Raw genomic sequence first — 17,010 nt, forward strand, 5'->3', positions numbered from 1 at the left:
CGAGCCTGCGCGGAGATCGCAGCAGATTCCGATCCGGGCACCGAGTCCGGGTGCGGCCTCTCGGCTGTCCTGCAACAACTGCTGAGCCGGCTTCCGGAGGACCGATCAGCGCACTACCGGAGGATGCGCCGTCGTGATCCCGGAGGCGGGGAATCTCGGCCTGTGCGACGTCGAGAACCGACGGAGCGGATGCCACCTGGCGCTCTGCTGTTGCCCGCAGGCTGAGGGTGGCGCGAGCCGGGCCCGGAATCTCCCGAGCCGATACCGCTCACCAGGTGAGTGAATCGCCCACTCCACAGCACCACCCGCGACCGCCCGGCTCCCCCCCCCCGGGCAGTACCCGAGTTCGTGAACCACTCACCACGTGAGCGGTTGTTCAGGACCGAAGGGGTCCGGTGGCCGGGCCCGGCGAGGTGCCGGGCCCGGCCGCCGGACTCACCGGGCCAGCGCCGCTTTGCCCAGGGCCAGCACCAGCGGGCGGGCCCCGTCGGCGTCCACCGCGAAGCGCCGGAACCCGAGCGCGAACAGCTGCGCGGCGGCTTCCTCCGGGACCTCGCCGGACAGCCGCATCCCGACCGTGCGCCCGGCCCGTACCGCGCCGGCGACGCCGTCGAGCAGACCCCGGACCACCTCGTCGAGTTCGGTTCGCGGGTCCACCGCGAGCAGCCCCCGGCGCAGGTACCCGTCGAGCGGCTCGGCGGTGAGCAGCTGGCGCGCCGGGATCCCGAACACGGCCGCCTGCAGGGCCCGCACCTCCACCCACACGACGTCGACGGCGGCGGCGATCTTCGGCGCGCCGGCGGCGGCCCGCGGGCTAGTCAGGTAGGCGCCGACCGCGACCGCGCCGTGCGTCTCGTCGGCGGCCTCGTCGGCGATCGTGCGCAGCGCGGCGGCCTCCGCCGGGTCGCAGACGTGCCGCAGGGCCAGATGCACCCCCGACGTGCGGCCCGCGTTGGCCGCTGCCCTGGCCAGTCCCCGCAGCTGCGCGCGGACCAGCGCCGGGCGGCCGAGTGGCATAGCCAGCTCCGGGTGCCGGGTGGTGACCGCGGTCTGCTGCAGCATCTCGCGGGCCTCGTCGGCGACGAGATCGATGGCGCGGACCCCGACCTCCAGGTCCCCCGCCGCGGCGAGCAGCGGCGTGAACTCCAGCTCGACGAGCTCGGCGACCCGGTCGAACGGGCCGTCCGCCTCGGCGTCGTCGAGCAGCCTGCGGACCAGGCCGTCGATGTGCCCGCTCGCTGCGAGGACGTCGTCGACCGCGGTCACCAGCCCGTGTGCGCCCGCGTCCCGGGCGTGCTGCACGTCCGCGGGCAGCGTCACCCGGACCAGCACCTCGCAGCCGGACGCCCCGGCCGCGGTCGCGAGCACCGAGCCGAGCGACCCGGTGGCGACGGCCGGCGTCGCCGTGCTGATCCGGCCGAGGAACAGCTCACCGCCGGCACCGTCGAGCGACACCTCTTCGCCCTCGGCCACGGTCCGGTCGCCGATCGTCAGGGTCCGGGCCGCGCCGTCGACGACGATCGCCCCGGCGCCGACCACGCAGGCCGTTCCGAGCGCCCGCGCGACGACGGCCGCATGGCTGGTCGAGCCGCCGGTCGCGGTCACGATGCCGCGCGCCGCGATCATCCCGTGCAGGTCGGCGGGGCTGGTGACGGCCCGCGCGAGGATCACGTCCTCGCCGGCGTCGGCCCGCTCCTTCGCCCGGTCCGGATCCAGCACGAGCAATCCGCTCACCTGGCCGGGGCAGGCCCCGATGCCGGTGGTGAGCAGCCGGCCCGCCGCGCGCGCCTGCTCGGTCTCCTCGTCGTCGAACCCCGGCCGCTGCACCTGACGGACGTGCTCCGGGGTCAGATTGCGCAGCGCCGCGGCGGCGCCCACCACACCCTCGGTCAGGAAGTCGGCGGCGATCCGCACCGCCGCCTCCGGGGTCCGCTTGGCGCTGCGGACCTGCAGGAAATACAGAACCGACCGCTCGACGGTGAACTCGATGTCGAGCACGTCGCCCTGCGCCCGTTCCAGCTCGGAGCAGGTCCGGCGCAGCTCGTCGAGCAGCTCCGGGGCCAGCGCGCGGTCGACCGGGTCGGGCGTCCGGGTGCCCGCGACGACGTCCTCGCCCTGGCTGTGCGCCAGGTACTCGCCGAACAGGCCCGGTTCCCCGGTGGCCGGGTTCCGGGTGAACACCACGCCCGATCCGGAGTCGTCGGAGAGGTTCCCGAACACCATCGACTGCACGACGACGGCGGTGCCCAGGTCGTGCGGGATCGCGTGGAAGTCGCGGTAGGTGCGGGCCCGGCGGGTGTTCCACGACCGGAAGACCGCCTCGACGGCCCCGAAGAGCTGTGCGTGCGGGTCGGCGGGCACCGACTCGCCGTCGGAGTCCGCGAGCGCCTCCTCGCAGGCCTGCCAGATGCGGTCGTGCACCTCACCGGGGTCGTCGCCGGGACGCACCTGCGCGACGAGCTCGTCGATGCCCTCTCCCGGATCGAGCGCCCCGAGCACGGTCTCGGCGTACATCGCGTGGAAGCGGGCGATCAGATCGGCGACGAACCGGCTGTCCCCGGTGGCCGCGGCGAGCGCGACGGCGGCCGCCCGGTCGAGCCCGAGATTGAGGATCGTGTCCATCATCCCCGGCATCGAGACCGGCGCTCCCGAGCGCACCGACAGCAGAAGCGGGACCGGGCCGGCGCCGAAGGTCTTCCCGGCCTGCCGTTCCAGCTCCGCGAGCCGGGTCGTGATCTCCTCGGCCAGGCCGTCGGGCAGTCTGCCCTCCCCCAGGTAGCTCCGGCAGGCCGCGGTGCCGATGACGTACCCCGGCGGGACCCGCAGTCCCTGCTGGCTCATCCGGGCCAGCCCGCTGCCCTTGCCCCCGAGCCAGTCGACGTCGGCCGGATCGGCCTCGGCGAAGGTGCGGGTGAGGACCGGCGCTCCGATCGTGGTCCGTTGCCCGGTCACTCCGCCCGCTCCCGGCCCAGCGTCCGCAGCAGGTCCTCGTGGAACTCGAACCAGATGTTGTGCACCGAGTCGATCGTCGGCGACGAGACGAACTCGTGCTGCCCCCGGTCGATCGACCCGAGGGCGGCGGCGAAGCGCTCCGGGTACCGGGCGAAGCGCGCGTCGTGCCCGGCCAGCGCGTCGAGCAGCGGGGTCAGCCGGGCGACGAGCTTCTCCAGCCGGGCGATGACCTTGTCGTCGTAGTCCGGGTCCGAGTGGTCGTTGGTGACCTTCCGCCCGCCGACGTCGATCTGCTGCCAGGACGACATGGTGGTCAGGAACTGTGCGTTGGTGGTCTCGAACCGCTCGACGAGTGCCAGCACGTCGGCGTCGGCGCGCACCGCGGCGTAGAACTGCGCCGCGGCGGCCGCGAGTGCGGGCTCCGCGTCGTCGGTGGGCAGGGCCGATCCGCCCGCGACGACGACCAGGCCACGGCCGGTCAGCCGTTCCAGCGCCGCGTCCACCTGCTCCGGGGCGATCCCGGAGGCGGCGGCGACGACCTGGGTGCTCGCCATCTTCTTCAGCGTGACGACGTCGAGCACGTCGTAGTCGGTCTTGTCCAGCACGACTGCGGTCATGGGGCTCCCTTCACGGGGCCGGGCGGCGCGGCGGGGAGCGCCGCGCCGCCCGGCCGGGTCGGCTCGTCGAGGTCGGACCGGCCGGGTGGAACGGCGCGGTCACCCGGATGTCAGAGCCAGCGGCCCTTGGAGCTGCGCAGGTCCGCGTTCTCGGAGAAGGGCAGGTACCCGGCTCCGGAGAAGATCTTGCTGGGCACCGTCTCCTGGGCGAACCCGCGCTTGGTGATGTCGTAGTAGTAGTTCGAGACCCGCTGGTCGATCTCCCACAGGTCGTAGTCGCGGCAGGCCTTCTCGTAGGTTCCGGCCTTGCGCAGGTGCGGGAGGATCATGTCGATGTAGTAGACGTACTGGCCGTTCCAGATCAGGTCGCGCCGGCACATCTTCGACGTCTTGGTGTAGAGCTTCAGGGTCGCCTGCTGCACCCGGCCCAGGTGATCCCCGAGCTCGTCGATCTTGATCGGGTAGACCTCGCCCATCGGCGTGTCCCACTTCTCGCGGGCGAACACCGCCCCGCCGATGATCGCCTCGATGTAGTTCTTCGGCCGCGTGAAGGTGGTCGAGATGTCGTTGACCCGGATCTCCTCCAGGCCCATCTTCTCCGGGTCGATGATCATGGCCAGGGTGTACGCGTGCGGGAGCTTCGCGTCCTCGCTCACGTCCGACCAGTGGTAGATCTCCTCGTTCACGAACAGGTCCCGCAGGATCAGCAGGTTTCCGTCGGGCAGCTCGTAGGGCCCGGTGTCGCCGAGCCCGAGCCGGTTGTCGTAGTGGTGCAGGAACGCGAGCAGCTCGGTGGCGGCGTTGAACTGGGTGAAGGCCCCGTGCTTCGGGCTGCCGGGCTCGAGCGTCTCGACCTGGGCGGTCAGCTGCTCCAGGAAGTCCTCCTCGTGGATCCGGCAGCGGTAGCGGTCCTGGGAGTTGAGGATGTAGCCGTCCTGGCGCTTACCCCACAGCACGCGCTGCATGAACTTGAGGATCTCGTTCGACTCGGCGACATAGTCGTCCGGCCCGATCGCCTCGAGGGCCAGCAGGCCGCACCGGCCCATCCCGAAGCCGACCGCCCCGATGCACCAGTCGTGCACGGAGTTGACCTTGGTGCCGATCTCCCGGCGGGCGGACGCGCCGATGTCCATGACGCCCTGCGGGCCGACCTCGTTGGTGGTCATCCGCAGGATCTCCGGCCACCGGTAGAACTCGTGCATGAAGGCCAGGATCTCGTACTCCTGGCGCGGGATCATGCCGCTCACGCCCTCGGTGGCGCGCATGACCAGCACGTCCCAGATGTTCCAGGCGAGGTAGTTGTTGAGGTCGTTGAGCTCGTCGATGGAGAACTGGCCGTTGAGGACGTCGTCCTTGGACACCTTCTCCAGCACACCGGACTTCGCCCGGGCCTTCAGCATCTTGTCGCCCTTGATGCCGTCGGTGACGGGCTCCAGCCCGACGAAGTTGCCGGTGTAGGTGAGGTCCTGGAAACGGAGGCCGTCGTCGCCCTCCTCGTAGCGCTTCTTGTAGGTCGCCTTCTTGCCTTCGGTGGTCGTCACTGCGGTGTGCTCCTGTCCGGATCGGCGGCGTGCGGGAGGGGGTGGTCAGTCGTCCGCGACGACCCGGCCGACCTCGTTGTCGGTGCAGTCCAACCGGACCTTGCGGCCGTCGAGCGCCTTGGCGATCTCGTCGAAGTGCGAGGGATCGGTCGCTCCCACCACGTAGCGGGACTCGCTGGAGGTCAGGTAGGCCGTCATGACGCAGGGGGTCTGGAACTCGCGGGACAGGATCCCCAGGTGCGACTCCGGGGCGCCGGACATGGTGATCACGCCGAGCGCACCCATGCTGAGGGCCGGCGCGAGGAAGGTCGTCGTCCCGCCCTGGACCAGCAGGATGTGCTCGCTCAGCTTGCCGGACTGGATCAGTGCGATCACGTCTGCCGGCGCGGACAGGTACTTCACGGTTCCGCTGGGCGACTTGGCGGTGTCGAAGACGTTGTAGCCCTCCGCCAGCACTTCGGCCATGGAAGTTCCTCCTTGAACTCTGTGGGACTGTCGCCTGCCCGAGGATCTGCCGGACGTCGGCATCACTACGTTGCGTAGGTCACAGTGCCGTCAACCACCACGCTGTCCGATGGAACCCGCGGACAAAAGTCTCCGTGACACTTGTCCTGCGGGGACAGCGCCGGGCGGTCGGCCGGGGCGATCCGCCGTGTGCTCGGCCGGGAAGAAGGTCGCGCGGTCAGCCGGGGTGCGTCGCCGGGACGGCGAGCAGGATCAGCTCCAGTGCCGGGCCGCCGGGCGTCTCGACCGTGACGGCCCGCCCGTGCCCGACGTGCACGACCTCGTTCGGCCCCAGGACCACGACCGGCCCACCGGACACGAGCACCCGGGCGGCCCCGGCCAGCACGACCAGCATCCGGTCCGTCGTGCGGGCGGCGCCGTGCCAGGTGCCGGTGAGGGTGAGTCGCTCCAGGGCGATGTCGCCGTAGCCGTCATCGGGGCCGACGAGGAGCAGACCTGCCGGCGGGACCGGCTCGGTCCGGACCCGGGTGCGGACGACGTCGCTCACGGTCATGGCGCCCTCCTCGGGTCTCAGATGAGCGGTCTGCTCACAGTCCAGTAGATGTTCCAGACCTCCTCCGGGTCAACGCGGCACCGGAATCTGCGCACTAGGGTGCTCATATGAGCGCGCTGGATCCGGGCCCGGCCCATCGGCTGCAGATGACCGACGTCGCCGACCGCTACTTCCGGCAGCACCGGACGAAGACCACGATCGCCACCGAGCTGGGGCTCAGCCGCTTCCAGGTCGCACGGCTGCTGGAGGCCGCCCAGGAGCGCGGGCTGGTACGGATCACCATCGACCCGGGACCCGATCTCGACGCGGCCCGGTCGGCGCGGGTCGGCGCCGCCTACGGCCTGCAGCGCGCGCTCGTCGCGGCGGACGGCCCGGCCCGTACCGCGCCGGACCGGGTCGCCGCGCTCGGCGCGGACCTGCTGTGCGAGACCGTCCGCACCGGGGACGTACTGGGGCTGGCCTGGTCACGGACGGTCAACGACGTCGTCGAGCACCTGCACCGGCTCGCCCGCTGCACGATCGTGCAACTGTGCGGCGCCTACTCGCTGCCGTGGCGGCGGGACGGATCGGCCACCGCGGTGTTCCGGGCGGCCGCGCTCTGCGGGGGTGAGGCGTTCCCGATCTACGCCCCGCTCGTGCTCCCGGACCCGGAGACGGTCCGGACCCTGCGGGAGCAGCCGGGCGTCGCCGACGCCTACGCCCGCTTCGGCGAGCTCGGCACCGCGGTCGTCGGGATCGGCGCCTGGCGGGACGGCGGCTCGACGGTGCACGACGTGCTCACCGTGCAGGAGCGCAGGCGGCTCGGCGGGCGCGGCGCCTGCGGCGAGATCGTCGGACTGCTCGTCGACGCCGACGGCCGGGTGCTCGACACCGGGCTGTCCCGGCACCTGATCGCGATCGGGGAGGCGGAGCTGCGCGCGGCCGGCGAGGTCGTCGCGCTGGTCCGGGACCGGGAACGGGCCGCGGCCGCCGACGCGGTGCTCCGGTCCGGACTGGTGCACACCCTGGTCTGCGACGCCGGGACGGCCGACGCGCTCATCGGACTCGCCGGCGCGTGACCCCGGGGACGCCGGCCCGGAACCGGTGACGGATTCGTCCCGATCCGGCAGGCTGTGCCGGATCCACAACGATGTGGACACCGGTATCGGAGGGGTCGATGACGAGCAGACGCCCACGCGAGGACTTCCTGCCCACCGACCAGGACCAGGGGGCGCAGGCGTCCAACGCCGGCCGGTTCCTGCTGCTGCTGTTCGCCGCGAACACCTTCAACTTCTACGACCGGGCCATCCCGGCGATCGTCGCCGAGCCGATCAAGCTCGAGTTCGGACTGTCCGATCTGCAGATCGGGGTGCTCGCGGCGGCGTTCACCGTGGTCTACGCGTTGTTCGGGCTGCCACTGGGCCGGCTGGCCGACAACCGGTCCCGGGCGCGGATCATGGGCTGGGGCATCGTCGCCTGGAGCCTGCTGACCGCAGCCAGCGGCGCCGCCTGGAACTACGTGTCGCTGCTGCTCATGCGGGTCGGGGTGGGCATCGGCGAGGCGAGCTACGCCCCAGCCGCCAACTCGACGATCGCCGACCTCTACCCGGCCGGCAAGCGCGCTCGCGCCTTCGGGCTGTTCCAGCTGGGTCTGCCGGTCGGCCTGATCCTGGCGTACTTCTCGGTCGGTGCGATCACCGAGGCGTTCGGCTCCTGGCGGGCCCCGTTCGTGCTGGCGGCGATCCCCGGCCTGCTGATCGCGGTCGGCTTCTTCCTCGTCCGCGAGCCGCGCCGGGGTGCCTCGGAGAAGGTCGCGGCGCCCACCACCGCGGAGAAGGTCGACCGGCCGTTCCGGCGGATCCTCGCGGTACCGACGATGTGGTTCCTGATCGTCGCCGGGATCGGCGCGAACCTGGCCGCCTACTCGGTCAACACGTTCACGGTGCCGCTGTTCCAGCGCTACTTCGGCGTGTCCCTCACGACCGCAGCCGTGCTGACCGGAGTCGTCGTCGGGATCACCGGTCTGATCGGGCTGCTGGTCGGCGGCTGGGTGTCGGACCGGGCCGCGGGCCGGTCCACCGGGGCACGGGTCATGGTCGGTGCGGTGGCGACGCTGCTGTCGGTGCCGCTCACCTGGGCCGCCCTGAGCCTGGGTCCCGACGCGACCGGGCTGTTCGTGCTGCTGTTCGGCGCCGGCTGGCTGCTGCAGTACCTCTATTACACATCGGCCTACCCCGCGGTCGCCGACGTCGTCCCGCCACGGTTGCGCTCCACCGCCACGGCGGTCTTCTTCGCCGCCTTCTACCTGCTCGGCGGCGCGGTCGGCCCGGTCATCGCGGGCGCGCTGTCCGACTCGTTCGCCGCGGCCGCGCTGGTGGCGGGGGCCGGGGAGGCCGAGGCGGCCGCGACCGGGCTGCGGCAGGCGCTCGCGGTCATCGTCCCGATCTCGATGGCGATCACCGCGGTCGGACTGTTCCTGGCGGCGTCCCGGGTGGGCCGGGACAACTCCGCGATGAAGGCCGCGGTGGCCGCCGGCTGACCCCGACGCCGGCCCCGCAGGGCCGGTCCCGATCATCGTCGAGCACCGGAGTCAACCCACTTGTCGGAGGGCTTCCGGGAGACTCGTCACACCTCAGTCACTGCGTGACAGCAGGTCTCCAGGCGTTCAATGGGACCGGACCGTCCGTTTTCAGAACAGTCGGACCACCGAACGCACGACTAGCGTCGGTGGACGGGCGCAGGCACCGCCGCTTGCGCCGGAGGGAGAGGCAGCGATGTCCGTGATCGAGCCGGTGACCGCCGGTGAACAGCTCCGTCAGGCCTTCGGTTGCTTCCCGTCAGGTGTGACGGCGGTGTGTGCCGAGGTCGACGGCGTCCCGGTCGGGTTGGCCGCGAGCTCCTTCACCTCGGTCTCGATCGAGCCGCCGCTGGTGTCGGTGTGCATGCAGCACAGCTCGACGACCTGGCCGAAGCTGCGCGAGCTGCCGCGGCTCGGGCTGAGCGTCCTCGCCGAGGGTCAGGACGACGCCTGCGCACGCCTGGCGAGCAAGAAGGGCGACCGGTTCGCCGGCACCCCCACCACCGTCGCCCCCGACGGTGCGCTGTTCGTCGACGGCGCGACGCTCTGGCTGGACTGCACCGTCCACGCCGAGGTCCCCAGCGGTGACCACGACATCATCCTGCTGAACGTGCACGGGATCCGTGCCGATCCGGCGACCCCTCCCCTCGTCTTCCACGGCAGCCGTTTCCGGCGCCTGGCCGCGATCTGAGACCGGAGCTCCCCGTGAAGTCGCTCGACAGCATCTCCCCCGCGGACCCGCCCGACATCGATCCGGCCGAGGAGCGCGTGCGCGCCGCCCTCGCCGCGATCGCCGCAGGCGAACCGGTCGTGGTCGTCGACGACGCCGACCGGGAGGACGAGGGCGACCTGATCTTCGCCGCCGCACTCGCCACCCCGTCGCTCGTCGCCTTCACCGTGCGGCACACCTCTGGCTTCATCTGCGTCGCACTCCCCGACGACGAGTGCGACCGGCTCGACCTCCCGCCGATGCACCATCGCGACGGCGACCGCTTCCGGACCGCCTACCGGGTCACGGTCGATCTGGCCGGCACCGGGACCGGGATCTCGGCGAGCTCGCGGGCGGCGACGATCGCTGCACTCGCGGCGCCGTCGTCGGTCCCGCGCGACTTCGTCCGGCCCGGACACGTCGTGCCGTTGCGGGCCCGGCCCGGCGGCGTGCTGACCCGGCCGGGGCACACCGAGTCCGCCGTCGACCTGGCCCGGCTGGCCGGGCTGCCGCCGGTCGGAGCGCTCTGCGAGATCGTCTCGACCGAGCGGCCCGGCACGATGGCCCGCGGCACCGAGCTCACCCGCTTCGCCGCCGAGCACGGGCTGGCGCTGGTGTCGGTCGACGACATCATCCGGTACCGGCTGCGCACCGAGGCCCAGGTCGAGCGGGTCGTCACCACCGCGCTGCCGACCGAGCACGGCCACTTCCGGGCCGTCGGCTACCGGGGCACCGACGGCGCCGAGCACGTCGCCCTGATCGCCGGCGAGCTCGACGACATCACCGCGGACACCCCCGTGCACGTGCACGTCGAGTGCCTCAGCGGCGACGTCCTGCGGGCCACCTCCTGCGCGTGCGGGCGCTCGCTCACCGAGGCGATGGCCCGGTTCGCCGCCGAGGGCCGCGGGATCATCACCTACCTGCGGCCGGTCGGCGGGGTGCGGGCCTGCGGGTTGCAGTCCGATCCGGCCGTCAGCGGCCTGAGCGGGCAGCTCCCGATCGTCGCCGAGTGGATCCTGGCGGATCTGCGGTCCCGGTCGAGTGCCGGCGTCGGCACCGGCGCCGTGCGGCGGCTCGCCGGCTGACCCGGCCGGGCGGATCCGGGCGGGTCAGGCGGGCGGTTCGAGCCGCGCGTCGTGCACGAGCAGCGCCACCTGCACCCGGTTGTTGAGATCCAGTTTGGTCAGGATCGCCGACACGTGCGTCTTGACCGTCGCGACGCTGATGTGGTGCCGGGCGGCGATCTCGGCATTGGACCGCCCGGCACCCAGCTCGAGCGCGACGGCCCGCTCGCGGTCGGCGAGCAGCCCGAGCCGGTGTCGCGCGGTCTCCCGCGTGCTGTCCTGTGTGGATCCGGCGACGTGGTCCATGAGGCGCCGGGTCACCTCCGGCGAGAGCACCGGGCGGCCCTGCGCGGCGTGCCGGACGGCGAGGACCAGCTCGTCGGGCGGGGTGTCCTTGAGCAGGAACCCGGCCGCACCGGCCCGCAGCGCGCGCAGCACGTGCGCGTCGGCGTCGAAGGTCGTGAGCACGACGACCTGCGGCGCCCCCGGGCGGCGGCGCAGCGTCTCGGTCGCGGTGAGCCCGTCGGTGCCGGGCATCCGGATGTCCATCAGCACCACGTCCGGCGCGTGCCGCCCGGCGAGCTCGATCGCCTCGGCGCCGTCACCCGCCTCGGCGACCACCCGCAGATCGGGGGCGCCGCGCAGCATCATGGTGAGTCCGAAGCGGACGACCGGGTCGTCGTCGACCACCAGAACGTCGATGGTCGGCCCGGGTGCGTCGGTCACGCCGGCCACGGTAACCGCATCCCGACCCGCCAGCCGCCAGGACCGGTCGGCCCGTACTCCACCGCGCCGCCGACGAGCGTCGCCCGCTCGGCGAGGCCGCGCAGCCCCGCGCCCGACCCGGCCGGGGCCGGCGCCGGCGGTCCGGCCGGTGCGGCGTTCTCGACCTCCGCCTCGAGCCGGTCCCCGTGCACACCGGTGATGCGCACGACGACCGGGGCGCCGGGGGCGTGCTTGCGCGCGTTGGTCAGGCTCTCCTGGACGAACCGGTACAGGGTGCGGCCCGCGGTCGCCGGGACCGGTTGTCCCCCGCTCGCCACCCCGTGCTCGTCGTGCAGCTCGACCGGGGTCCCGGAGCGGACCGTCTCGCCGACCAGTTCGCCGATGTCGCCGACGTCCGGCAGCGGGACCTCACCGACCGGAGCGCGCAGCACGCCGATGACCTCGCGCAGGTCCTGCAGGGCCCGGTGCGCGTTCTCCCGGATCACGTCCGCGGCGCGGGCCGCCTCCTCCGCCGAGGCGCCCCGGTGGAAGGCGAGCGCACCCGCGTGCACGCTGAGCAGCGACAACCGGTGACCGAGGACGTCGTGCATCTCCCGGGCGAGGGTCTCGCGCGCCTCGTGCTGGGCACGCTCGGAGCGCAGCGCGGCCTCGATCTCGGCGGCGGCGGCCCGCTCCCGCAGCGACTCGATGAGCTGGCGCCTGCTGCGGACGAGCATGCCCCAGCCGACCACCGCGGCGTACACACTGACCAGCAGCAGGAGCAGCACCCAGAGCGGCACCGCCGGTTCCGGGCGCAGCACGAAGAACAGGCCCAGCGCCAGCAGGCTCGCCACGGCGGTCGTCGCCGCCGTACGGGCGGGGCAGCGGCTCGCCACGGTGAACACCGCGACCAGCGCCCCCAGCGACGCCACCTCGGAGAAGCTGCTCAGCACGATCAGCACCGTGGCGACGTGCAGCGGGTACTGCCGCCGCCACCACAGGCCGAGGCAGCCGAGCAACCCGAGCGCGATGTCGGTGTAGAGCAGCGCCGGCGGCACCGCCCCCGGGTCCGCCAGACGGCTGTTCGCGGAGGACAGCCCGATCGCGACCGACAGCACGATCAGCGCGATGTCGGTGGCGCGTTGCCGCCAGGCCCCCCGACGTCGGTCCGGATCCGGTTCCACGCGCCGAGCCTAGGGCGCGGGACCGGGTCCGCTCCTCCGTCACACGGCGCTGGGCACTCCGACTTCGGTCGGAGCAGCCGAGCCGGTCAGCCGATCCGCGCGGCCGGGCGGCCTTCCTAGCGTCGGCGCCATGCCCGGATCGCCCGCACCGACGTTCCTTCCCACCCAGGCCCCGCCGCCGGGGTGGCCCGAGGCCGTGGTCGCGCTGGTGATCATGGGCGTGGTCGCGTTCCGGGTGCCACCGCTGCTCGCGCCGCACGAACTGGCGCTCGGGCCCGTGCTGTACGGCCTGATGCTGATCGCGCTCCCCGGGGTCGCCGCGATCGCCGGTTTCACCGCGGCCGCGCGGGTCCGGGTCCGCCCGTGGGCGGCCTTCGGGCTGGTCCGGACGACGCGCTGGTGGATCGCCGTGGCGGCCGCGGCAGGCCTGCTCGGCTCACTTGTCTCGGGTGCGGTCTCGGCCGTGCTCGGCGCGGGGCCCGTCGCCGGAGCGGGCGCGGTTCCGGTCCCGGCGGCGCTGCTGCTGCTCGTCGTCGTGCTCCCGCTCGGCCAGGAACTGCTCTTCCGCGGGATCGTCACGACGGTGCTGCTGCGGTACGGCGCCACCGTCGGTGTGCTGGGCAGCGCGCTGGTGTTCGCGGCCGCGCACGGCCCGGTCCCCGCGGCAGGCACCGCCCTGATCCTCGGTCTGGTCACCGCGGAGCTGCGCCGGCGCAGCGGCTCGCTGTGGCCCGCTGTCTCGGCGCACGCCGTCCACAACCTCGCCCTGACCGCCCTGCTGCCGGCGTCGCTCGGCGCGGCCTGATCCCGCACCCGGCCGTCACACACGAAGGAGATCCCCATGTTCGGTGCCCGCTCGATGCTGCCCGTGCTGGGCCTGGCATCGCTGCTGCTCGTCGGCGCCTGTGCCGCGCCGGCCCGGCCGCCGGCACCACCGGAACCGGCCGACACCGCCCTCGCGCAGTTCCACGCCCAGGAGGTCGTGTTCGGGCCGTGCGAGCCCTACGCGAGTTCGGCCACCGACGAGGCGCTCTACGGCTCCGGCCGGTTCGACTGCGCCCGGGTGCAGGTCCCGCTGGACTACGCCGAGCCGGACGGCCCGCGCGGCGAGGTGGCCCTGCTGCGCGCGAAGGCGCGCGGCGAGAAGATCGGATCGTTGCTGGTCAACCCGGGCGGCCCGGGTGGTTCGGGAATGAACCTGGTCGCGTCGCTGGGGGCATCGTGGGACACCGGGCCGGTCGGTGAGCGGTTCGACGTGATCGGGTTCGACCCGCGCGGTGTGGGCGCGTCGACCCCGCGGGTGACGTGCTGGACCGACGCCGAGATCGACCGGGGCGTGCCACCCGGCCCCTACAGGTTCGACGTCCCCGACGAGCGGTCCGCCCGCGACATCGCGCAGCGCTGCGTGCAGAACACCCCCGGCGGGGTCGAGGCGCTGACCAGTGTCGGCAGCGTGAACGTCGTGCAGGACATGGACGTGCTGCGCGCCGCGCTGGGCGACGAGAAGCTGTCCTACCTCGGCTTCAGCTACGGCAGTGAGCTGGGCGCGATGTACGCCGAGGCCTTCCCGCAGAACCTGCGGGCGATGGTGGTCGACGGGGCGGTCCATCCCGAGCTGTCCGAGCCCGACTTCCGGCTGACCCAGTTCACCGCCTGGCAGGAGACGTTCGAGCGGATGGCCGCGCTGTGCGCGACCGGCCCGGACTGCGCGCTCGGCACCGACCCGGCGCAGGCGACCGAGCGGTTCCAGGATCTCGTGCGCCCGCTGCAGGACAGGCCGCTGTCCACCGCCGACGGCCGGGAGCTGACCTACGACGACACGATCGAGGCGGTCACCCTCATGCAGTTCGCAGAGGCGCAGTGGCCGGTGGTCGTCCGGGCGCTCGACGAGCTGGCCCGGGGGCGCGGCGAGCCGATGCTGGCGCTGCGCGATCTCGCGGTGGGGCGCGGCCCCGACGGCAGCTACGGCGGTTCGCTCGACATCGACGCGAACCTCGCGACCCGGTGCATGGACAACCCGCGGCGCACCGCCGAGGAGCACACCGAGCTGGGCAGGCAGGCGTTCGCGGCCGCCCCGTTCCTCGACCCGGGCCGCCCGCTCGATCGGGCGCACTACGAGTGCGAGGCCTGGCCGGAGCCGGTCGACCGGGACCTGCCATGGCTCGGCGGAGTCGGCGGGGTCGACGGGGAGCTGCCGCCCACCCTGACCGTCTCGGTGACCGGGGACCCGGGCACACCGCACGAGGGCGGGATCGCCATGGCCCGCCTCCTCGGCGGGAGCCTGCTCACCGTCGAAGGGGTCCAGCACGGCATCTCGCTGCTCGGGCAGAGCGAGTGCGTCGACGAGATCGTCGGCGGCCACCTGATCGACCTGCGGACCCCACCGGCCGACGCCCGTTGCTCGCTGTAGTCCCGTATCGACCGCAGTTCCGTATCCACCGCAGTTCCGTATCCACCGCAGTTCCGTATCCATCGCAGTTCCGTATCCACCGTGCGGCGGAGTCGTTGACGGAGGTACGGACACCGCACGGGTGCCCGTTCCCCGCCCGACCGACACGCGACGACCCCGGACCCCGGTCGCCCCCCGAGTCGGGCCTGCACGAGGAGAACTCGTGTTCCACGGTTTCACCAAGAAGTTCCTGCACGACTCGATCGAGCGCAGTGCCGAGAACGGGATGGACCGTCGACGGTTCCTCCGCGCCGCCGGCCTGACCGGTGCCGGTGTCGCAGGTCTGGGTGTCCTGGGCGCCGGCGTGGCGTCGGCCTCCGACCTCAGCCTGTTGGGCGGCTCCGGCTCCGGCAGCGAGAACGCGGTGTCGGACGCGGCGGTGCTGAACTTCGCGCTCAACCTCGAGTACCTGGAGGCCGAGTTCTACCTGCGCGCGGTCACCGGCGCCGGCCTGGCCGACTCCCAGATCGACGGCCGCGGCGAGCTCGGCGGGGTCACCGGCGGCTACAAGGTCTCGTTCGAGACCAAGATCGGCCGCCAGTACGCCGAGGAGATCGCCCAGGACGAGCGCGCCCACGTCGACTTCCTGCGTGCCGCTCTCGGCGACGCGAAGGTCGCGCGGCCCGCGATCGACCTGCAGGACGCCTTCACCGCCGCGGCCACCGCGGCCGGCGTGATCAAGGCGGGCGAGACGTTCGACCCGTTCAAGGACGAGACGAGCTTCCTGCTCGGCGCCTTCATCTTCGAGGACGTCGGCGTCACCGCCTACAAGGGCGCGGCGCCCCTGGTCTCCAACAAGACGTTCCTGGAGGCGGCGGCCGGGATCCTCGCCGTCGAGGCCTACCACGCCGGTCTGGTCCGCACCCTGCTGCTGCAGGGCGGCGCCGCCGACGTCGTCGGGCTGATCTCGGACGCCCGTGACTCGCTCGACGGTCCGTCCGACCTCGACCAGGGAATCGTGGACGGCAACGGCAACGCCAACATCGTGCCGGCCGACGAGAACTCGATCGCCTACTCCCGTACCCCGGGCCAGGTGCTCAACATCGCCTACCTCAACCCCGACGCGGTCACCTCCGGCGGGTTCTTCCCGGCCGGGGTGAACGGCGAGGTCAACACCAGCGACGCGAACGGCTGAGTCCGCGCGGGTCACCCACTCCGAAGGAGACGCCGATGGGCGCGATGAGTCCCACCCACTGGTTGATCGTCATCGCCGTGTTCGTGCTGCTGTTCGGCGCGAAGAAGCTGCCCGAGCTGGCGCGGTCGCTCGGGCAGTCCACCCGGGTACTCAAGGGCGAGATGCGGGGCCTGCACGAGGACGAGCCGGGTCACGCCGACGACCGGCCCGCAGCGGTCCGCGACAGCGGAACCACCGCCCGGACCGTGCCCACCGAGGTCTGATCCGGCGGCACGCTCCGGTCCGCACCGCCGCCCGATCCGGGCGGCGGTGCATCGGTGTGTCCGGCTCGCCTACTGCTCGGCGGTGAACGCGGCCGGGCCGATCCGCCGGTCCACGATGGCCTCCGCGACCTCGGTCAGCGACTGGCCACGACGACGGGCGTAGCCGCGCAGCAGCTCGAACGCCTCGTCGACACCCAGGCCGGTCCCGGCCGCGAGCACCCCCTTGGCCTGCTCGATCGGGATCCGGCTGCGCAGCGCGTCCCGCAGCTGCCCGCGTTCCTCCTCGACGCTGTCGAGCTCGGCCGCGTGGCCGATGGCGCCACCCGTCGCGCCCGCCAGGAGATCGGCGGCGCGCAGGTCCGGGACGGTGTCCCGGCCGCCGAGCAGCAGCAGCGCCCCGACGGTCGCACCGGATCCGGACCGGATCGGCAGCGCCCACGCGCCGGTGACGCCTGCGGCCGCCGCCTTCGCCGCGAAGGCCAGCCAGCGGAGGCGTTCGCGGGCCAGGTCCGCGCAGAGCACGGGGCGGCCGCTGCGCGCGCAGTCCCCGCCGGGGCCCTGACCGAAACCGGCGGGGACCGAGCTGCGCTGGCCGATGGGTCCGGCGGAGACGACCCCGTGCACGGCGCCGTCGGTGATCATCGCGGCGCCGGCGGCCGTCCCGAGGAGCAGGTTCACGCTCTCGGCCAGCCTGCCGAGCGCAGGGGCTGGATCACGCGCGTCCGTCGTGGCCAGCGCGAGTGTCGCCGCGGCGACGTCCAGACCGCTCGAGTCCACCATTCAGAGACGTTCGGCTGCGGAGGACGTCCGGTTCTG

General features: G+C 73.0%; 16 protein-coding genes. 8 read left to right on the top strand and 8 right to left on the bottom strand.

The genetic code is table 11. The features are described from left to right. Positions 1 to 435: 435 nt before the first annotated feature. The 5 genes from Pdca_RS24460 to Pdca_RS24480 all read right to left on the bottom strand — a co-directional run bounded on the left by Pdca_RS24460 (position 436) and on the right by Pdca_RS24480 (position 6,128). Positions 436 to 2,952: a pyruvate, phosphate dikinase gene (locus Pdca_RS24460; protein ID WP_232021168.1), complete on the bottom strand. Its 2,517-nt coding sequence runs from the start codon at positions 2,950 to 2,952 to the stop codon at positions 436 to 438. Then, a complete protein-coding gene (locus Pdca_RS24465; RefSeq protein ID WP_085916548.1) occupies positions 2,949 to 3,569 on the bottom strand; it encodes a hypothetical protein in 621 nt (206 codons plus the stop codon). The genes Pdca_RS24460 and Pdca_RS24465 overlap by 4 nt, the downstream gene beginning before the upstream one ends. Positions 3,570 to 3,679: 110 nt before the next feature. Beyond that, positions 3,680 to 5,110, bottom strand: coding sequence for a hypothetical protein (locus Pdca_RS24470; RefSeq protein ID WP_085916547.1), 1,431 nt, complete (start codon positions 5,108 to 5,110; stop codon positions 3,680 to 3,682). 45 nt (positions 5,111 to 5,155) lie between these two features. Next, positions 5,156 to 5,575 (bottom strand): PEP-utilizing enzyme, encoded by a 420-nt coding sequence (locus tag Pdca_RS24475; RefSeq protein ID WP_085916546.1) that lies wholly within the window; start codon positions 5,573 to 5,575, stop codon positions 5,156 to 5,158. A gap of 217 nt (positions 5,576 to 5,792) precedes the next feature. Next, positions 5,793 to 6,128, bottom strand: coding sequence for a glycosyltransferase family protein (locus Pdca_RS24480; RefSeq protein ID WP_085916545.1), 336 nt, complete (start codon positions 6,126 to 6,128; stop codon positions 5,793 to 5,795). A 107-nt stretch (positions 6,129 to 6,235) separates the two neighbouring features. Here Pdca_RS24480 and Pdca_RS24485 point away from each other — a divergent pair, with 107 nt between their 5' ends. The 4 genes from Pdca_RS24485 (at position 6,236) to ribB (ending at position 10,479) form a co-directional block, all read left to right on the top strand. Beyond that, entirely contained in the window at positions 6,236 to 7,186 is a 951-nt protein-coding gene (locus Pdca_RS24485; RefSeq protein WP_085916544.1) for a sugar-binding transcriptional regulator, read from the top strand. Positions 7,187 to 7,284: 98 nt separating this feature from the next. Then, positions 7,285 to 8,646 carry a spinster family MFS transporter gene (locus tag Pdca_RS24490; protein WP_085916543.1) on the top strand — a complete coding sequence of 454 codons (1,362 nt, stop codon included), beginning with the start codon at positions 7,285 to 7,287 and terminating at the stop codon, positions 8,644 to 8,646. 235 nt (positions 8,647 to 8,881) lie between these two features. Beyond that, entirely contained in the window at positions 8,882 to 9,376 is a 495-nt protein-coding gene (locus tag Pdca_RS24495) for a flavin reductase family protein (protein WP_085916542.1), read from the top strand. Positions 9,377 to 9,390: 14 nt separating this feature from the next. Further along, positions 9,391 to 10,479, top strand: a complete 1,089-nt coding sequence (gene ribB / locus Pdca_RS24500; protein WP_232021169.1) for a 3,4-dihydroxy-2-butanone-4-phosphate synthase — start codon at positions 9,391 to 9,393, stop codon at positions 10,477 to 10,479. A gap of 24 nt (positions 10,480 to 10,503) precedes the next feature. Here the strand turns inward: ribB and Pdca_RS24505 are convergent, their stop codons facing one another. Next, the gene (locus Pdca_RS24505; protein ID WP_085915605.1) at positions 10,504 to 11,193 is read right to left on the bottom strand and encodes a response regulator; all 690 of its coding nucleotides are present in this window, start codon (positions 11,191 to 11,193) and stop codon (positions 10,504 to 10,506) included. Next, a complete protein-coding gene (locus tag Pdca_RS24510) occupies positions 11,181 to 12,347 on the bottom strand; it encodes a sensor histidine kinase (RefSeq protein ID WP_085915606.1) in 1,167 nt (388 codons plus the stop codon). Before Pdca_RS24510 ends, Pdca_RS24505 begins: the two co-directional genes overlap by 13 nt. A gap of 130 nt (positions 12,348 to 12,477) precedes the next feature. Between Pdca_RS24510 and Pdca_RS24515 the strand changes: the two genes are divergently transcribed. The 4 genes from Pdca_RS24515 to tatA all read left to right on the top strand — a co-directional run bounded on the left by Pdca_RS24515 (position 12,478) and on the right by tatA (position 16,194). Then, positions 12,478 to 13,152 carry a CPBP family intramembrane glutamic endopeptidase gene (locus tag Pdca_RS24515; RefSeq protein WP_085915607.1) on the top strand — a complete coding sequence of 225 codons (675 nt, stop codon included), beginning with the start codon at positions 12,478 to 12,480 and terminating at the stop codon, positions 13,150 to 13,152. A gap of 36 nt (positions 13,153 to 13,188) precedes the next feature. Next, complete coding sequence (locus Pdca_RS24520) at positions 13,189 to 14,757, top strand: alpha/beta fold hydrolase (RefSeq protein ID WP_085915608.1); 1,569 nt, start codon at positions 13,189 to 13,191, stop codon at positions 14,755 to 14,757. A gap of 202 nt (positions 14,758 to 14,959) precedes the next feature. Next, the gene (locus Pdca_RS24525) at positions 14,960 to 15,931 is read left to right on the top strand and encodes a ferritin-like domain-containing protein (protein ID WP_232021170.1); all 972 of its coding nucleotides are present in this window, start codon (positions 14,960 to 14,962) and stop codon (positions 15,929 to 15,931) included. Between the two features lie 35 nt (positions 15,932 to 15,966). Then, on the top strand, positions 15,967 to 16,194 hold the full coding sequence (gene tatA, locus Pdca_RS24530) for a Sec-independent protein translocase subunit TatA (RefSeq protein WP_085915609.1): 228 nt from the start codon (positions 15,967 to 15,969) through the stop codon (positions 16,192 to 16,194). Between the two features lie 69 nt (positions 16,195 to 16,263). Here tatA and Pdca_RS24535 read toward each other — a convergent pair whose 3' ends face one another. Then, positions 16,264 to 16,974, bottom strand: a complete 711-nt coding sequence (locus Pdca_RS24535) for a GAF and ANTAR domain-containing protein (RefSeq protein ID WP_085915610.1) — start codon at positions 16,972 to 16,974, stop codon at positions 16,264 to 16,266. Positions 16,975 to 17,010: the final 36 nt, after the last annotated feature.

This window comes from Pseudonocardia autotrophica, from assembly GCF_003945385.1.
GTDB classification, from domain to species: domain Bacteria; phylum Actinomycetota; class Actinomycetes; order Mycobacteriales; family Pseudonocardiaceae; genus Pseudonocardia; species Pseudonocardia autotrophica.